Origin of the sequence: Chthoniobacter sp., from assembly GCF_040003245.1 — a bacterium.
Taxonomy (GTDB): Bacteria; Verrucomicrobiota; Verrucomicrobiia; order Chthoniobacterales; family Chthoniobacteraceae; genus Chthoniobacter.
The window spans coordinates 1-15,099 of the sequence record NZ_JBDUCX010000165.1; the positions used below are offsets into that span (position 1 = coordinate 1).

12 protein-coding genes are annotated in these 15,099 nt (G+C 64.0%); 9 read left to right on the top strand and 3 right to left on the bottom strand.

Features of this window, described 5'->3' with window-relative positions:
• Positions 1–279: 279 nt before the first annotated feature.
• Complete coding sequence (locus tag ABJF10_RS20495; RefSeq protein WP_348546471.1) at positions 280–1,686, bottom strand: hypothetical protein; 1,407 nt, start codon at positions 1,684–1,686, stop codon at positions 280–282.
• Positions 1,687–1,739: 53 nt separating this feature from the next.
• On the opposite strand from ABJF10_RS20495, the gene ABJF10_RS20500 reads away from it, so the two are divergent.
• The 6 genes from ABJF10_RS20500 to ABJF10_RS20525 all read left to right on the top strand — a co-directional run bounded on the left by ABJF10_RS20500 (position 1,740) and on the right by ABJF10_RS20525 (position 7,575).
• On the top strand, positions 1,740–3,596 hold the full coding sequence (locus tag ABJF10_RS20500; RefSeq protein ID WP_348546472.1) for an ATP-binding cassette domain-containing protein: 1,857 nt from the start codon (positions 1,740–1,742) through the stop codon (positions 3,594–3,596).
• A 116-nt stretch (positions 3,597–3,712) separates the two neighbouring features.
• Positions 3,713–4,084 (top strand): hypothetical protein, encoded by a 372-nt coding sequence (locus ABJF10_RS20505; RefSeq protein ID WP_348546473.1) that lies wholly within the window; start codon positions 3,713–3,715, stop codon positions 4,082–4,084.
• Positions 4,085–4,195: 111 nt separating this feature from the next.
• Positions 4,196–5,494, top strand: coding sequence for a hypothetical protein (locus tag ABJF10_RS20510; RefSeq protein WP_348546474.1), 1,299 nt, complete (start codon positions 4,196–4,198; stop codon positions 5,492–5,494).
• A gap of 54 nt (positions 5,495–5,548) precedes the next feature.
• Entirely contained in the window at positions 5,549–6,256 is a 708-nt protein-coding gene (locus tag ABJF10_RS20515) for an ATP-binding cassette domain-containing protein (protein WP_348546475.1), read from the top strand.
• Positions 6,253–7,098 (top strand): presqualene diphosphate synthase HpnD, encoded by an 846-nt coding sequence (gene hpnD / locus ABJF10_RS20520; RefSeq protein ID WP_348546476.1) that lies wholly within the window; start codon positions 6,253–6,255, stop codon positions 7,096–7,098. Before ABJF10_RS20515 ends, hpnD begins: the two co-directional genes overlap by 4 nt.
• Before the next feature lie 51 nt (positions 7,099–7,149).
• Positions 7,150–7,575: a glycine zipper domain-containing protein gene (locus ABJF10_RS20525; RefSeq protein ID WP_348546477.1), complete on the top strand. Its 426-nt coding sequence runs from the start codon at positions 7,150–7,152 to the stop codon at positions 7,573–7,575.
• Positions 7,576–7,584: 9 nt separating this feature from the next.
• Here the strand turns inward: ABJF10_RS20525 and ABJF10_RS20530 are convergent, their stop codons facing one another.
• Entirely contained in the window at positions 7,585–9,072 is a 1,488-nt protein-coding gene (locus ABJF10_RS20530) for a menaquinone biosynthesis decarboxylase (protein WP_348546478.1), read from the bottom strand.
• A 242-nt stretch (positions 9,073–9,314) separates the two neighbouring features.
• On the opposite strand from ABJF10_RS20530, the gene ABJF10_RS20535 reads away from it, so the two are divergent.
• Positions 9,315–12,926 (top strand): two-component regulator propeller domain-containing protein, encoded by a 3,612-nt coding sequence (locus ABJF10_RS20535; protein ID WP_348546479.1) that lies wholly within the window; start codon positions 9,315–9,317, stop codon positions 12,924–12,926.
• Positions 12,927–12,929: 3 nt separating this feature from the next.
• The gene (locus ABJF10_RS20540; RefSeq protein ID WP_348546480.1) at positions 12,930–13,835 is read left to right on the top strand and encodes a DMT family transporter; all 906 of its coding nucleotides are present in this window, start codon (positions 12,930–12,932) and stop codon (positions 13,833–13,835) included.
• Here ABJF10_RS20540 and ABJF10_RS20545 read toward each other — a convergent pair.
• Positions 13,772–14,653, bottom strand: a complete 882-nt coding sequence (locus tag ABJF10_RS20545) for a UbiA family prenyltransferase (RefSeq protein WP_348546481.1) — start codon at positions 14,651–14,653, stop codon at positions 13,772–13,774. The two genes, ABJF10_RS20540 and ABJF10_RS20545, sit on opposite strands and share 64 nt — an antisense overlap.
• Positions 14,654–14,716: 63 nt before the next feature.
• Here ABJF10_RS20545 and ABJF10_RS20550 point away from each other — a divergent pair.
• Positions 14,717–15,099, top strand: a 383-nt coding sequence (locus tag ABJF10_RS20550; RefSeq protein ID WP_348546482.1) for an AAA family ATPase, incomplete at its 3' end; no start/stop codon positions are given.

Genomic DNA, 15,099 nt, shown 5'->3' on the forward strand with positions numbered 1-15,099 from the left:
AGGCCAATCAAGGCGGGTCAAGGTGAGTCAAGCCCGCTCAAGGTGCGCAATTTTTGAGGAACGAAGCGAAAGCAGCGCCATTGCGATCCCTCTCTTTTTACCACGAAGGCACGAAGGCACGAAGGCACGAAGGGGGAATGGGAAGGGTCCCGATGCAGGACTTTTGCTGCCTTCGTGCCTTTGTTTGTGGTTAACCATCCGGGCCGGAGTTGCCGGACCTTCCTTCGTGCCTTCGTGCCTTCGTGGTTCAACTACCCGCTTCTCGGGTGCGGCTGGCCACTACTTCACCAGCGGCAGGAACAAATCCACCGCGTTCTTGACCGCATCCTTGCCGGTCTTCACTGCCTGCCCCGCGGCGTCCTGCACGCCTTCGATGACCGCGTTCTGCGCGGCGGCGATGAGCTTGGGCGACAGGTCTTCCTTCGGCTTGTTGGCCGGGCCGGTGAGACGCATCGGCGCCCAGACATAGCCGCCGTGCGCATCCGTGAAAACCTTGGCCTGCGAGCCGGGGAGCCATTGCAAGCTGGCGGGCGTGACGCCCACCTGGAAGGTGCCATCGATCAGGCCATTCTCGATCACAAACGCGCCTTCCATGCGGATGAGTCCATCGGACTCGGCGACGAAATTTTTCACGCTCAAGCGCGTGTCGTCCTGGGTGAAATCGCCGGAGACGGTGTTCAGGTTCAGCCGGCGGAATTGCAGTGTGTGCGTGAAGGTGGCGATTTCATCCAGCAAGGGGAGCGCGGTCAGTTCGCCTTGGGAGAGTTTGAGCGAGCCGGAAAGTTGCGGTCCGCCGCGGGTGGGCAGCGCGCTGTGGACGTTGACCTCGCCGGAGAGGTTGCCCTTGGCCTTGAGGCGCCAGTCGTCGGAGAGATACGGCGAGATGCCGATGTTCACGAGGTTGAGGCGCATATCCATCTGGCGGGTGAAATCGATCTCTCCCGTGGCCTGGAGCGAGCCGCCGGCCGGCTGGCGGAGTTCCGCGCTGGTCACAAACAGCGAAGGCGCGCGATAGCGCAAGTGCAGGTCGCCCACATTGAGCGGCGGCAGTTTGCCGTAGGTAATGGTGCCGCCCTGCCCGGCGATTTGCCATCCGCCTTCGTGTGGCTCGATCTCAAACGCGGTGCCGCGCAGACCGCCACCCTTCCATGTCAATTGGGTGTCGTGGACCACGGCCTTGCCGATCTCCACCCGGTTCGGCAGCCAGCCGCTGTTCGGGTTGCCGTCGTTTTTCTCGGCTGCCGGCGCATTGAGCGGCGACGCCGCGGGTTCCATGGGACGGTTGATCCGCGGCCCATCGAGGTCCACGCGAATGCGCTGCACGTCGAATTGCTCGACCTGCCAGACCTTCTCGAAAAACCGCCGCAGGCTGATCTCGGTGCGGATCTGCTCGATCTGCAAATCGGAGAAAGCGGCGTCCGGCCCGCCCTTTGCCGTGAAGCCATCGGCGAAGACGGTCGAGCCGGCGAAGCTCAGCGGGGCGAGCTCGGCATCGGCGTGCAGGGTGTCCCCGGCCTTCTTGGAGACGAATTGCCGGAAGCTATCGCTGTGCAGATAGGAATCGATGGCTGATTTCGCGATGAAGAAACCCACGATGAGCAGGACGCAAAATATCGGGATCGCCCAGATGACGAAGCGGAGCCACGGATTGGGGCGTCGGTTGCGAGGGCGGGAGGAAACGGCCATCCACCACTTTTACCACTGACAAAGCCGCGTCAATCCACAACGCTCACCCCGCCATGCTCGAACTCAAGGAAGTCTCCCTCCAGCTGGGCAACGCCCCCGACGACCAGCTTCTGCTTTCGGAACTGACGGTGCGTTTCCCGAAGAAACATTTTGCCGCCATTCTCGGCCCATCCGGTTGTGGCAAGAGCACCCTGCTCAAGGTGATCGCCGGCCTGCGCGAGCCGTCGCTGGGCCATGTGTCATGGGAGGGGCGCGACCTTTCCGAGGATGGCGACATGGACCCGCACGAGATCGGCTACGTGCCGCAGTTCAGCATCGCCTACGATCTGCTGACCGTGTGGGAAAGCGTGGAAAGCACGCTGCGCCTGCGAGTGAGCGGACTGAGCCGGGAAGAGCAGGAGGCGCGGCTCGAGCAGATCCTGCGCGAAGTGGGCCTCGAGGAGATCGCGGACCGCCAGGTGAAGGTGCTTTCCGGCGGACAAAAGCGACGCCTCGCGCTGGCCTTGGAGATGGTCAGTTCGCCGCATCTGCTGCTCTGCGACGAGGTGACCAGCGGCCTCGATCCCAAGGCGGAGGACGAAATCGCCAACCTCATGCACCAGATCGCGCAGCGCGACGATCGCATCGTGCTCTCGGTCACGCACAGCCTGCGGCACGTGGATCTCTACGACAGCGTGGTCGTGCTTTACCAGGGCCACCTCGCCTATCACGGGCCGGCGACGGCGCTCTTCCACTATTTCGACGTGGCGAAGCCTGAGGAACTTTTCCCGCGGCTCGCCCAGCGCAAGCCGACGGACTGGCATCGCTCGTGGCAAAAGCACCGGTCGAGCTATGGCATCGACAGCCTGCGCGACGACGCGGACGAAGTGGCGCTCGAGGAAGTTTCCGACGTGCCCGCGAGCGGCGAGGATACCGAGGAACGTTTCCAGCAGTTGTTGAAGAAGGCGCGCTTCGACGAGGAAGAGCCGGAGAAGGACCAGGCCGGGGTGGAGACACAAAAGGTGAGCGACGAAAAGCTCGAGGTCGAGACACGCCGGAAGCTGGACTATCCCGGCACGCCGGGCGCGCTCAGCCAGTTCAGCGTCTTGCTCGCGCGGCGCTGGAAGATTTTCTTCCGTGATCGCGGTCAGCTCTGGCTGCAGCTTGCCCTGCTCTTCGGCTTTCCCATTCTCGTGGTCATCTTCGCCCTCGATGGCCTGCCGCAGATCAAGAATCTCAATGGCGTCATCTCCGGCAATTTTCTCGAGCAGATGAAGAACGAGTTCCAGCAGCGGCAGGAGCTGGTCCACACCGGCAGCCTGGTCTCCGGGCTCATCATGTTCCAGGTCATCCTCCTCGCGCTCATGGGCTCGAACAATGCCGCGCGCGAGATCGCCGGCGAGCGACTGATTTTCGAGAAGGAGAAATTCGCCGGCGTGCGCCCGTCCGCCTACGTGGCCTCGAAGGCGGCCTACCTCGGCGTGCTCGTCCTCGCGCAATCCATCTGGATGGGCGTCTTCGTAAACTACGTCGTGCAATTCAAGGGCAACCCGGCGACGCAGGTCATGCTGCTCATCTTCGTCAACGCCGCGCTCACCGCCATCTGCCTCGCGATCTCCAGCCTCATGAAGACCGCCGAGCAAGCCTCGCTCGTCTCGATTTACCTCGTCGGCTTTCAGCTTCCGCTCTCCGGCGCCGTGCTCGCGCTGCCCAAGGCGCTGAGCTGGCTCACGCGGCCGTTCATCGCGTCCTACTGGGGTTGGTCCGGCTTCATCCAGACCATGCACGACACGCGCTTCTACGAGGCCGTGCTCTCCGTGACCCAGACCACGCTGGTCCCGGCGGACCTCTGCTTTTGGGTGCTCATGACCCACGTGCTCCTCGGCCTGCTCATTGCCTACATGGGTTGCAAGAATTCGCAGTGGGAGTGATCGGCAACTCGCACGGCAATTGCTCCATTTCGGTGATCGAATCTGCAGCGTCCCCGCCCAGGACGCCGCATCAACCCCACACTCCCGTCCGCCCCTCAGGCGGGACGAAATCACCAATGAAAAACTCCAAGCTCAATCCCTTGCTGTTCGTGGCGCGCTTTCTGGGCTACGCCCTCCTCCTCGCCGGCTTCCTGTGGCTGTTCATCATTATCCCCATCTTTAGCCACGTCGTCAGCCGGCGGGTCATGCAACAAAGCGACGCGCGCCTCGCCGAGCACACGCAGAGCACCTTCACCATGCGCGAAATGGAGATGGAAACCCACGCCGGCATCCAGGACGCCTTCGCGCTTTATCCCAAGCACACGATCCCCACGCTCCTCATGATCACCGGCGGGATGATTCTCGCCTACGCTCCGCGCAGCAATTGGAGACTCGCCCTGGCCGAGGAACCCAGCGCCCCGGTCAACGCCCGCCGGCAGGAGGCGTAGTCGCGCCGGTCGATCGGGTCGCTAGCGCCGGCGGCGGCGATGGAGCAGCAAGAGCAAGAAACCACCCCGCCGCGCTTCCCTTTCGCGCAGGGGCGGCTTAATTACAACTGCATGTCTGCCCCGGTCGCGTTTGTCCTGCCTGCCATCCCCCTGCGATGGCTGCTGCTCGGATCGCTCGTGGGATACCTGCTCGTGATGTTCACCAATCCTGTGCGCACGAACCTGCGCGACGGTTTGCGCGCCGTGCGGCGTTACAAGGTGCTGTGGTTCACGCTCGGCAGTTTCGGCTTTGCTTACGCGCTCTTTCAGCTCGCGCTTCGCTACTACTTCTTCTGCGTGCTGCCGCCCACGGTTCGGCCGACGTTTGTCTGGATGCGCGAGGCGTGGCGCGATCCGATGTTCTGGCTGTATGGCTCGCCGGAATCGCTGTGGTACCTGCCGCCGCACGCGTTGCACGCCGTCGTCCGCGACAGTGCGTTGCCCGCGCTGGAAAGTGTGGCCGGTATTTTCAATCTGCTCGTCACGACCTTCCCTCTCTCCGCACTGGCGGCGGCTCTGTTCCTCGTCAACTGGGATGGGCACCATGGGGTGCTCTGGCACGCGCTGCGCAAGCGCTTCGGCGTTTGGGGCGCGGCCTTGCACGGTGGCATCGTGGTCTGCGCGCTGGCGGCCTTCGCCAAACCCTTTCTCTATGCGGCTCCGCAGCTCCTCGGCTTGCAGCAAGCCGCGTTGGAAAACTGGTTCCAATGGGCGCCGGTGGCCGACTGGCTGGCGTTCCTCTTTGAATACCTCGTTGGTGTCTGCATCCAGATCGGCCTCATGCTCATCGCGTATTGCTGGGTGCGCGGCCTGACCTTCACCCAGCAGCACCTCGTCGATTTCGCCATCCGCCGCTTCAGCTATGTGGTGCGCTGGGCCGTGCTCGTCATGGTCTTGAGCAGCGCGTTCATCCATCTCCCGCTCATCCTGAACAACTTCGCCGCCTTCCAGGGCATGTTCCCGCACGAGGTCCCGTTGATCGATGCCCGTTTGCGGATCGCCCGGGGCGTCATTACTGGCATTCTGCTGATCTTTGCGTCCATGCAGATCACGCTCACCTTTCATAGCGAATCGCTCGGCAAGGCCCTGCACGACCACTTGCGTTTCCTCAGCCGGCATTGGTGGTCGTTCGGCTGGTTCCTCGTCGTGGCCGGGATGCATTTCTTTCTCACGCTGGTCTTCCTCAATCTCGTCCAGGTCGGCTTGGGCGATGGCACTTCGCTGGGCATCGCGTGGAGCTTCATCGTGCCCTGGGTAAACGGCTTCGTCGCTGCCTGGTTGCTCGCGAGCTGGGTCTGCTACTACAAACACGGTGACGCCCCACAGACGCCCACGCCCGAAGGCGCGATGGAACAGGGGGTGCTCTTTTGACCGCGATGTCCGCTGTTGCCCGATGACCATTCCAAGGCGCCACCCCCACGCACTTTGAACCTGCCCGCCACCAGCCCACTGGAATTGCGCGGTGTCTCCGGCACTTGTGCCGACGGCACGAGCGTCAGCGGTATCTCCACGGCGTTCTCCACGGGGCGGCTGCACATTTTGCGGGGCGCGAGTGACAGTGGAAAAACCGCGCTCTTTCGTTTCACGGGTCTGCTCGAGCATCCGGCGGAAGGAGAGGTGCTGATCAATGGCAGCGCGACCTGTAGCCTCGATGAAGAGGTGCGCACGGAGTTGCGCACGCAGCGGCTCGGCTTCGCGTTTGCCGCGCCCTTTCTGCTCAGCTCGTTCAGTGTCATCGAGAATGTCGCCATGCCGCTGTTCAAGATATCCCAGGTCGATCCCGACGAGGCGCGCCGGCGCACGGAAGCCATCCTGGAATTCGTCGGGCTCGCCGGGGCGGTCGAGGCGCGCGTCGAGGATCTCGAGGCGCCGGCGCAGTACCGGGTGGCTATCGCGCGCGGGCTGGTGAATGAGCCCGCGGCGCTGCTCGTGGAGAATCTCGACGGCATGCTTGCGGGAGCGGAGTTGGAGGAGTTCGCCGATCTGCTGCGCAAAGCGGCCGTGACTTTCGGCACGGCGATCATTGCCACGGCGTCGATGGATTTGAAAACGCAGGCTGGTGATCGCGTGCTGGATATCAGCGACGGGGTCATCGCCCGCGATTCGGAATGTCTGCCGGAGACCTGCGGATGAGCGCGCCGACTACCGAGGCGCAGGCCATCACCCGCGCGAGCAAATCCAACCTCGCCCTCGCCTTCGTCTCGCTGCCGCGCAAACGCCGCGAAGACATCACGGTCTTCTACGCGTGGTGTCGCGTGATCGATGACATCGCCGACGATCCGGGTCAGACCGTCGAGGAGCGCCGCGCCGCGCTCGATCAATGGAAGCGGGCGGTGCAAGAGCCCGTCGCGGGTGAATCGACGCTCGCCCTGCCGGTTCGCGCGCTCATCGCGAAGTATCATCTCCCGGCCAGCCATTTCCACGAGATCATCGCCGGGGTGGAGATGGATCTCACGGGCGCGAGTTACGAGACGTGGGACGATCTGCGGCTCTACTGCCATCGCGTGGCCAGTGTCGTCGGGCTCATCAGCATCGAAATCTTTGGCTGCCGCGATCCGCTGACGCAGGAGTACGCGGAGCAACTCGGCCTCGCCCTCCAACTCACCAACATCCTCCGCGATGTCGGTGAGGATTTCGCCAACGGCGGCCGCATCTACCTCCCACGGGAAGACCTCGCGCGTTTCCACTACACGCCCGACGACCTCGCCGCCCGCCGGCACAATGAAGCCTTCCTCGCCCTCATGCATTTCGAGGCCGATCGCGCCCGCGGCTTCTACGCCGCCGCCCGGAAGGCGCTGCCGCAGAGCGACCGCCGCGCCCTCGTCGCTGCCGAGATCATGCACGCCATCTATCGCCGCCTGCTCGACCGCATGGAGCGCGACGGCTTCCACGTCTTCGGCCACCGCTACAGCCTCGGCCGCCTTCGCAAGCTCGGCCTCATCACCGGCGCGGTCTTGCGCGCGAGATTCCTTTGAACAACCGGGCCTTGCGTTCCGTCCGATTCAGTTAATAAGTCCCACCCGCTCATGAATAAGCTCGTTCCCTTCATCTCCCTCACCTTGCTCGCCTCCTTTGCTCTCACCGGCTGCGATACTCCCGGGGAGAGCGCCCTGCTCGGCGCCGCGACGGGTGCCGTCATTGGCGGATCGCTCCACGGGCGGGGCGACCAGGCACTGGTCGGCGCGGCCATCGGCGCCGGGAGCGGCTATCTCATTGGCAAGGCCGTCCAGCACGAGCGCCGCCGGGCTTACGAGGACGGCTACTACGACGGCCGGCCCGGCGATCGCGATTACCGCGACGACCGTACCCGCTATCCCGTGGGCCGCCTGACACACCGCGACGGTTTCGTCGTCAGTCCGTACTCGCCCTACAACCGGATCGACGTCCGCGGCATCCCGCGTGGCGCACAGGTGGAGGATCCCTCGACAGGTCGGATCTTCATCAATCCGTAATCAGCGTCGTCATTTCCCCGTCGCGAGCAGCGCGTCCACCCGCGCTTTGACTGCCGGGTCCATCTTCAGCAGTTCCGGCCACGTGCGGTGATACCCTTCGCCGGGGAGCTTGCGCGTGGCGTCGATCCCGAGATGCGAGCCGATGCATGCCGTGCTCTGCGCGTGATCGAGCGCATCGGTCGGGTTCTTGATGAACGTCGAATCGCGCTGGGGGTCGGTGTTCGCGCACAGGCGAAAGAGCACTTCGCTGGTGTTGTGCACGTCGCAATCGTCGTCCACGACCACGATGTATTTGGAAAACATCATCTGCCCCATCCCCCACAGCCCGTGCATGATCTTGAAAGCCTGCCACGCGTACTGCTTGCGGATGCTGACGAAGACCAGGTTGTGGAAGACGCCCTCCGCGGGCAGCGCGATGTCCACGATCTCCGGGAAGTTCATTTTGAAGACTGGGAGGAAGACGCGCACGCTCGCCGTGCCCATGTAGAAATCTTCCATCGGCGGAATGCCTACGATCGTCGCCGGGTAAATCGCCTCTTTGCGGTGGGTGATCGCGGTGAGGTGAAACACCGGATAGTCGTCCAGCGGGGTGTAGAATCCGGTGTGATCGCCGAACGGCCCCTCCGCCCGCATCTCTCCCGGCTGGACATAACCCTCGAGCACGAAATCGACGTCCGCCGGCACTTCGAGATCGACCGTCTCGCACTTCACGAGTTCGACCGATTTCTTGCGCGCGAAGCCCGCGAAGAGGATCTCGTCCAGCCCATCCGGCAGCGGTGCGGTCGCGGCGAAGGTGTAGGCCGGGTCGCCGCCGAGCGTCACGGCCACGGGCATGCGTTCGCCCTTCTCATAATATCGCCGCCCGTGCCGCGCACCGACCTTGTGGACCTGCCAGTGCATGCCGGTCGTGCGGTCGTCGTAAATCTGCAGGCGATACATGCCGAGGTTGCGCTCCCCGGTATCCGGGTCGCGCGTGTGCACGCACGGCAGTGTGATGAACCGTCCGCCGTCCTGCGGCCAGCATTGGAGGATCGGCAGATCGAGCAGGGTGGGGAGGGAGGGCGGCTTCGCTGCTTCGGCGGCGGAGAACTTGTGCACCACCTCTTTGCACGGCCCGCTGCGCACGTGCTTCGGCTTGGCGTTGAGCAGATCGAGCCCCTGCATGGCCAGCGTCCAGGCGTGCTTGAGCGAGGTCGGCGGCTTCGCCTTCAAGATCAGTTCCATTTGCCGCATCAGGTCGTCCACGTGATCCACGCCCAACGCCATCGCCATACGTCGCTGCGAACCCATCGTATTGATCGCCAGCGGGAAGGACGACGCCTTGCCATTGACCGTCGGCTTTTCAAAGAGCAGCGCTTTTCCGCCTCCCGGTGATTTCATCTCCCGGTCGGCGATCTCCGTTATTTCGAGCTCCGTGGCGACCGCAAAGGGGATGCGTTTCAATTCGCCCGCGCCCTCCAGCGCGGCGACGAAAGCAGAAAAGGAATCGTAGGCCATGTGCGCTGAGTCTAGGAGTTGGTGGGGGAGAGTCAAAAGCGATGCGACCCAGCCTCCGGGCCAGGGGTGCCTTTCCGGCCGTATCAGGCACTGTTTGTGCATTATAAGCCGGGGCAGCCCCTACGACCCATGAACACCCCTGTTGAGACCAAATTTTACAGAGAAAAGCGCTCTTTCTTGTGTCGCTGACGTGCGCTGGAAGCGAGTCGGCCTTAGGGTTTCCGCGTAATTCATTCCCTGTGGTGAGAATACGTAACCCACGAGTCGCTATCTATCTCGTCCTTTGGTTCGCCTTTTTGGCGGCGCACCTGCGTGGCCAGGATGTCGCGGTCAACGAACGTACCACCCAAGGGTTGGAGCAGGATTTTCTGTTGCGCGTCTGGGAAACCGCGGATGGCCTCCTGCCTACCACCGTCCGCTCGATCGCCCAGACTCGTGACGGCTACGTTTGGTTGGCGGCCAACGACGGCTTTGTGCGCTTCGACGGCGTGCGTGCGGTCATTTTTTCCGGCAGGAACTCCCCCGGACTTCCGAATGTACCCAAGGGGACGAAGGTCTTTGCAGATTCCGCCGGACGGCTCTGGGCCGCCACGACCGAGGGACGGCTTTTCTCCTTCGATCAAGTCGCGTGGCGCGAGTATCGGCAGGCCCACGGCTGGAGGGATTTTCTCGTCGAATCGATTGCCGAAAGCGCCAGCGGGCGATTGATCTTCAGTGGGGCCTCGAAGCTCATGCAGTTCTCCGACGGAGTTTTCCAGCCGGTCGCGCTGCCCGAATTGCCGGGCGATTTTCGTCCCCCGCTCAAGGCTGTCTTCGATCCGGCGGGAAAGTTGTGGCTGACCAGCCCAAGTCACGTCTGGCGCGAGGAGGCGGATGGCTGGAAGCTGGTCACCTCAGCGGGAGGTTCCGGGTTTCACGGCGCCGCGCCGGCGCGCGAGTCCGGAGTCTGGATCGCGACTTCGAAAGAGGTGCGGAAGTATGTCGGCGATACCGTGGTGGCGACGCTGGTGCGGCCCGAGGGTTTTCTCAGCGAAGACCTGGTCCTGCTTGAGGATTTTCACGGCAATGTCTGGGGCGGCAGCGCGACCAAAGGACTGCGCATCTGGACGACCGATGGGCGGGTTGTGAAGGCCGGGCATAGCGCGGATTCCCTGTCGCCGCAGATCATTTCTCTTTTCGAGGACCGCGAGCGCAACGTGCTGGTCGGGACGGATGGCGCCGGGTTGGCCCGCTTCAAGCCGCGCCCCTTCACGGCGTGGTTTGGCCAGCTGGGTGGACTCGCCGGTGCGCTCATCAATAGCGTGGGCGAAGACTCGGGGGGCCGGATTCTGGTCGGCACCGAGGGTAGTGGTCTGCGTCGCGTCGGTGGAGAAACGCCGCCAGCGCTCATGACTACCGCCGATGGGACGCTGGGCCGCCGGCAACGCATTACGTCACTCTTACGCACGCATGATGGCGAAATGATCGCCGCCGTGGCGAGCAAGGGGCTGTTTCGAATGGAGGGGGACAAAGCGGTGCCTTTGCCCGCCGACACGCTCAAGGGCGAGTTGATCCGTGCGCTCTTCGAAGACTCGCATGGCCGATTGTGGATCGGGCACGACCATGGCATCACCGTTCGCGAAAATGGGAACTTCACCCGGCTCCAACCCGGCACCGCGCCCGTGCTCACGAGTGTGCGCGCGATCGCCGAGGATCACGAGGGGACGATGTGGTTTGTCGGCAAAGAGGGGCTGGCGCGATCGAGGCAGGGGAGCCTGGAACTCGTGCCGTTGCCCGCGTTGAGCACGCGAACCAATCTGCTCGGTCTTTTCGTGGATCACGCGGGCGCGCTTTGGATTGGCGCGGAAACGAAGGGTTTGCTCCGCCTGCACAAGGGGCACGCCTTTCTCTATACCGCGGCGCACGGTCTGCCCATCACCTCCGCCGGGGCCTTTCTCGAGGAGGGCGATTATCTGTGGGTGAGTGGGGAGAAAGGCATCGTGCGCATCAGTCATGCTTCGCTCGATGCGGTAGCGGAGAAACAGGCCAGCCGCCTTGAGCTTCAGCTCTTCAATCGTGCCGACGGTCTGCCCTCCGATGCCTGCCGCCGCGGCTACCAACCGGTGGCCTTCAAGGCCTCCGACGGCCAGCTCTGGTTTGCGACTCACAAGGGTGCGATCTCCGTCCATCCGCAGGATATTACCCAGGCGGTCTTTGAGCCGTCCGCGAGCATCGAGGAAATTCGCGCCGAGTTGGCGGCGGTCGTAGTGACGCCGGCGAACCGCGAGCGCATCGATATTCCGGCGGGCACCCGGCACATGACCATTCGCTGCTCGGTGCCTTCCCTCGGCAAGCCCGACTACGCGCGCTTCCAATATACGCTCGAGGGCTTCGACGACGTGTGGCGCGATGCGGGCAGTGAGCGCGTCATTCGCTTTTACGATGTCCAGCCGGGAAAATATCGCTTCTCGGTGCGGGCCATCGGGACGGACGGGCGCTTCGTCGAGCAACCGTCTTCCGTGGTGCTCATCGTGCATCCGCTCTTTTGGCAGGAATGGTGGTTCCGCGCTCTGTGCCTGGCGGCGCTCGTTTTTGCCGTCGGTTTCGTCGTCTGGCGCAGCCAGCAGCAGCACATTCGTCTTCAGGAGGAAAAGCTGCAGGCGCAGAAAACCCAGGCCGAGCTCGAGATGCAGCTCCAGCAAGCCCAGAAAATGGATGCCCTGGGCCGGCTCGCCGGGGGCATCGCGCACGATTTCAACAACCTGCTCACCAGCGTTGGCGGCAATGCCGAATTGCTCCAGGCCGAGTTGCCGGCGGCCTCCCGCCAGCGGGAAATCGTCAATGATATCGCTGCCGCCGCCGGACGGGCGCGGGAACTGGTCAGCCAGATCCTCACTTTCAGCCGCCGGCGCGCGGTGGAGAAGACGGCGCTCGACCCGGCGCCGATTCTGCGTGAGGCCGTGCAACTTCTCCGGGCCGGCCTGCCCGCCATGATCGAATTGCAGGCCGATGTGCCGGACAAACTCCCGCCCATCCTCGGTGACGCGGCGCAAGTGCAGCGCATCATCATGAATCTCGGGACGAACGCGGCGCAAGCCATCGGCGCCCAGACCGGCCACATTCGCATTGGTGCGCAGGAGTGCCGGGTGAAAGCGGAGGCACCCGTCGATGGCGTGCCCTCGGGCCGTTACCTGCGGCTGGTGGTGAGCGACGACGGCCGCGGAATGGACGACCGGACGTTGAGCCGCATTTTCGATCCGTTCTTCACCACCAAAGCCATCGGACATGGTACGGGCCTGGGACTTTCGGTCGTGCATGGCATCGTGGAGGCCTATGGCGGCCATATCACCGTGGAAAGTGAGCCGGCGGACGGCACGGTCTTTCAGATTTACTTTCCGGTCACGGATCAATCGCCCGCTCCGTCCACGGGTGAGTCATCAACGCTGGCGGTGTCTGCTCCCGCCGCCAGCGATGCCGCCATCCTGCTCGTGGACGACGAAGCGGTCGTCCTCAAAGTCTCGCGCGCGATGCTCGAGCGGCTCGGCTACACCGTGGAGAGTTATACCGATGCCCTGGCTGCCGCGGAAGCATTTGCCGCCCAGCCGGAGCGCTACCGCCTCCTCTTGACCGATTTTGCCATGCCCAAGCTCGATGGCGTGGAACTCGCGCGCCGCATCTGGCGGATGTGTCCCGGCTTTCCCGCGATTCTCTACACCGGCTACGGTGGACGCCTCACGGCTGGCGAGGCGGAACGCATGGGCTTTGTCGAATTGCTGGCCAAGCCCTTCACCATGCAAAAGCTGGGCGAGGCCGTGGCGCACGCGCTGGCGTCCCCGGAATCCGCAGCGGTCGCCGGCGGCCCCGAGGCGCACTGAGGTATGCAGCGCGGCTCGTCGTCTCCTCATCGCACCGCAGTCCTCCTGCTCCTCGCCACCGCGGTGATGTGGAGCCTGGGCGGTGTGCTCATCAAAGGCATCGACTGGCCCTCAATGGCCAAGGCCGGGGCGCGCAGTGCGATCGGCTGTGTGGTCCTGCTGGCCTGGCTGCGTCGCCCGCGATTTACCTGGAGTGCGACGCAGATCGGCGCCGCGCTGGCTTACTCGGGCACGGTCACGCTCTTCGTCATCGCCAATGATCGCACGACCGCCGCCAACACGATCTTCCTGCAATACACGGGGCCGATTTATGTGGCGCTGCTCAGCCCGTGGTTGCTCGGCGAGCGTGCCCGGCGGAGTGACTGGCTTTGCATTGCGATTGCGCTCGCGGGCATCGCACTGTTCTTCCGCGATCAATTCAGTCCGCGCGGGCTCTCGGGAATCCTCTGCGCGCTCGGCAGCGGTCTGTCTTACGGCACCATGATCGTGCTGCTGCGCAAGGAGCGCGACGCTTCACCCGCCAGCGCGCTGTTGCTCGGTAATATCTTCACGGCGGTCATCGGCCTGCCCTTCGCCATCGGTCATCCGCTGCCCTCGGCGCAAGTCGGGATGATCGTGGTGCTCGGTGTGGTGCAACTCGGCCTGCCCTACGTGCTCTTCAGCATCGCCATCCAACGCGTGACTGCGCTCGAAGCGGTGCTCCTGCCGATGATCGAACCGATTCTCAATCCGCTCTGGGTCGCGCTCGCGCAGGGGGAACGGCCCGGCCCATGGAGTCTGGCGGGCGGAAGCCTGGTGCTGGGTGCGGTGGTCGTCCGCGGCTGGGCGGCCAGCCTGGGACGCAATCAGCCGGCGACGACGACCGCGACTGCCGGCAGGAAGAGCATCCCTTCTACGACCCACTCGTAGAAGCGCTCCGGGCGCGGCCGGCGCACGGCGAGCAGGATTCCCCCGAGATAGATTGGCCCGACGATGCACATGATCGCCCAGATGTGGCGATGTGCATCGGAAGCAAGCGCCAGGGCCCCCAGCGCGAGTGCTTCGAGGCACGCGAGCAGCGCGACCAGCAGCCAGCGCGTGCCCTTGTCCCCGAGGACGACCGGAAGACTGCGGATGCCGCAGGCCTCGTCGCCGCCGCGGTCGCGGAGGTCGCAGAGGATCATGTTGAACATGAGGAAGGCCCACGAGCGCAGGGAGCCGATCGCGAGCGTCGCAAGGTCGGTGCTGCCACTGCCCAAGTGCAGCCACGGCAGGCCGAGGACGGAGGCGGTGACGATGGTTGGGGCGAAGAATGTCTTGAGCAGCGGCACGTCCTTGAAGCGGAAACCAAAGAGCGGGATCGAATAGTTCAGGCTCACCAGCGCGCCGCCGAGGACGAGGGCGAGGGTCAGCCAATCGCGCTGTACGATGGGGAGCACCAGCAGCACCAGCGCGGAGAGGATCAGCACGATGAAGCTGAGGACGCGCAGGCGTGCGGCGGCGGCCTCGCGCACGGGGATGTTCAGCGCGTCGGCGGGATCGTGACGCAGGCGGTCCGCATTGTAAACGAGCAGCGCCGCGCAGAACCAGTAGGGCATCCACGGACCGACCTCCCAATTGAAGAGCTGCCCCATGGCCCAGCCAAAGGCCGTAATGCCGAACGCCCCGTAGATACTCAGCGTATGGAGCAGCATCTCCAGCTCCCGCAGCACCGTGACCGGTGCGCTGGGGACGATGGAAATTGGCAAACTGGAAGGCGTGTGTTTCAGTGACCCCGACCTTCACCCCAGACGCTTCCGACTGCAAACTCCATGAGTTCCCTTCCTCCACCGGGCAACGCCAAATCCCCCGCCACGCCCACGCCACCGGCCGCGGCGAAAGAGGAGAATGACGTCGAGGCGATCAATTACTTCAAGGACGCGCACGCGATGATCAAGCATCAGCTCGCGAAAGTGATCGTGGGGCAGGACAAGGTGATCGACGAGCTGCTCATCGCCATTTTCACGCGTTCGCATGCGCTGCTCGTCGGCGTGCCGGGCCTGGCCAAGACACTGCTCATTTCCACGCTCGCGCAGACCATCAACCTGTCGTTCAAGCGCATTCAATTCACGCCCGACCTCATGCCGAGCGACATCACCGGCACGGAGGTCATCTACCAGAATCCGCAGACCAATGAGCGCGAGTTCAAGTTCCT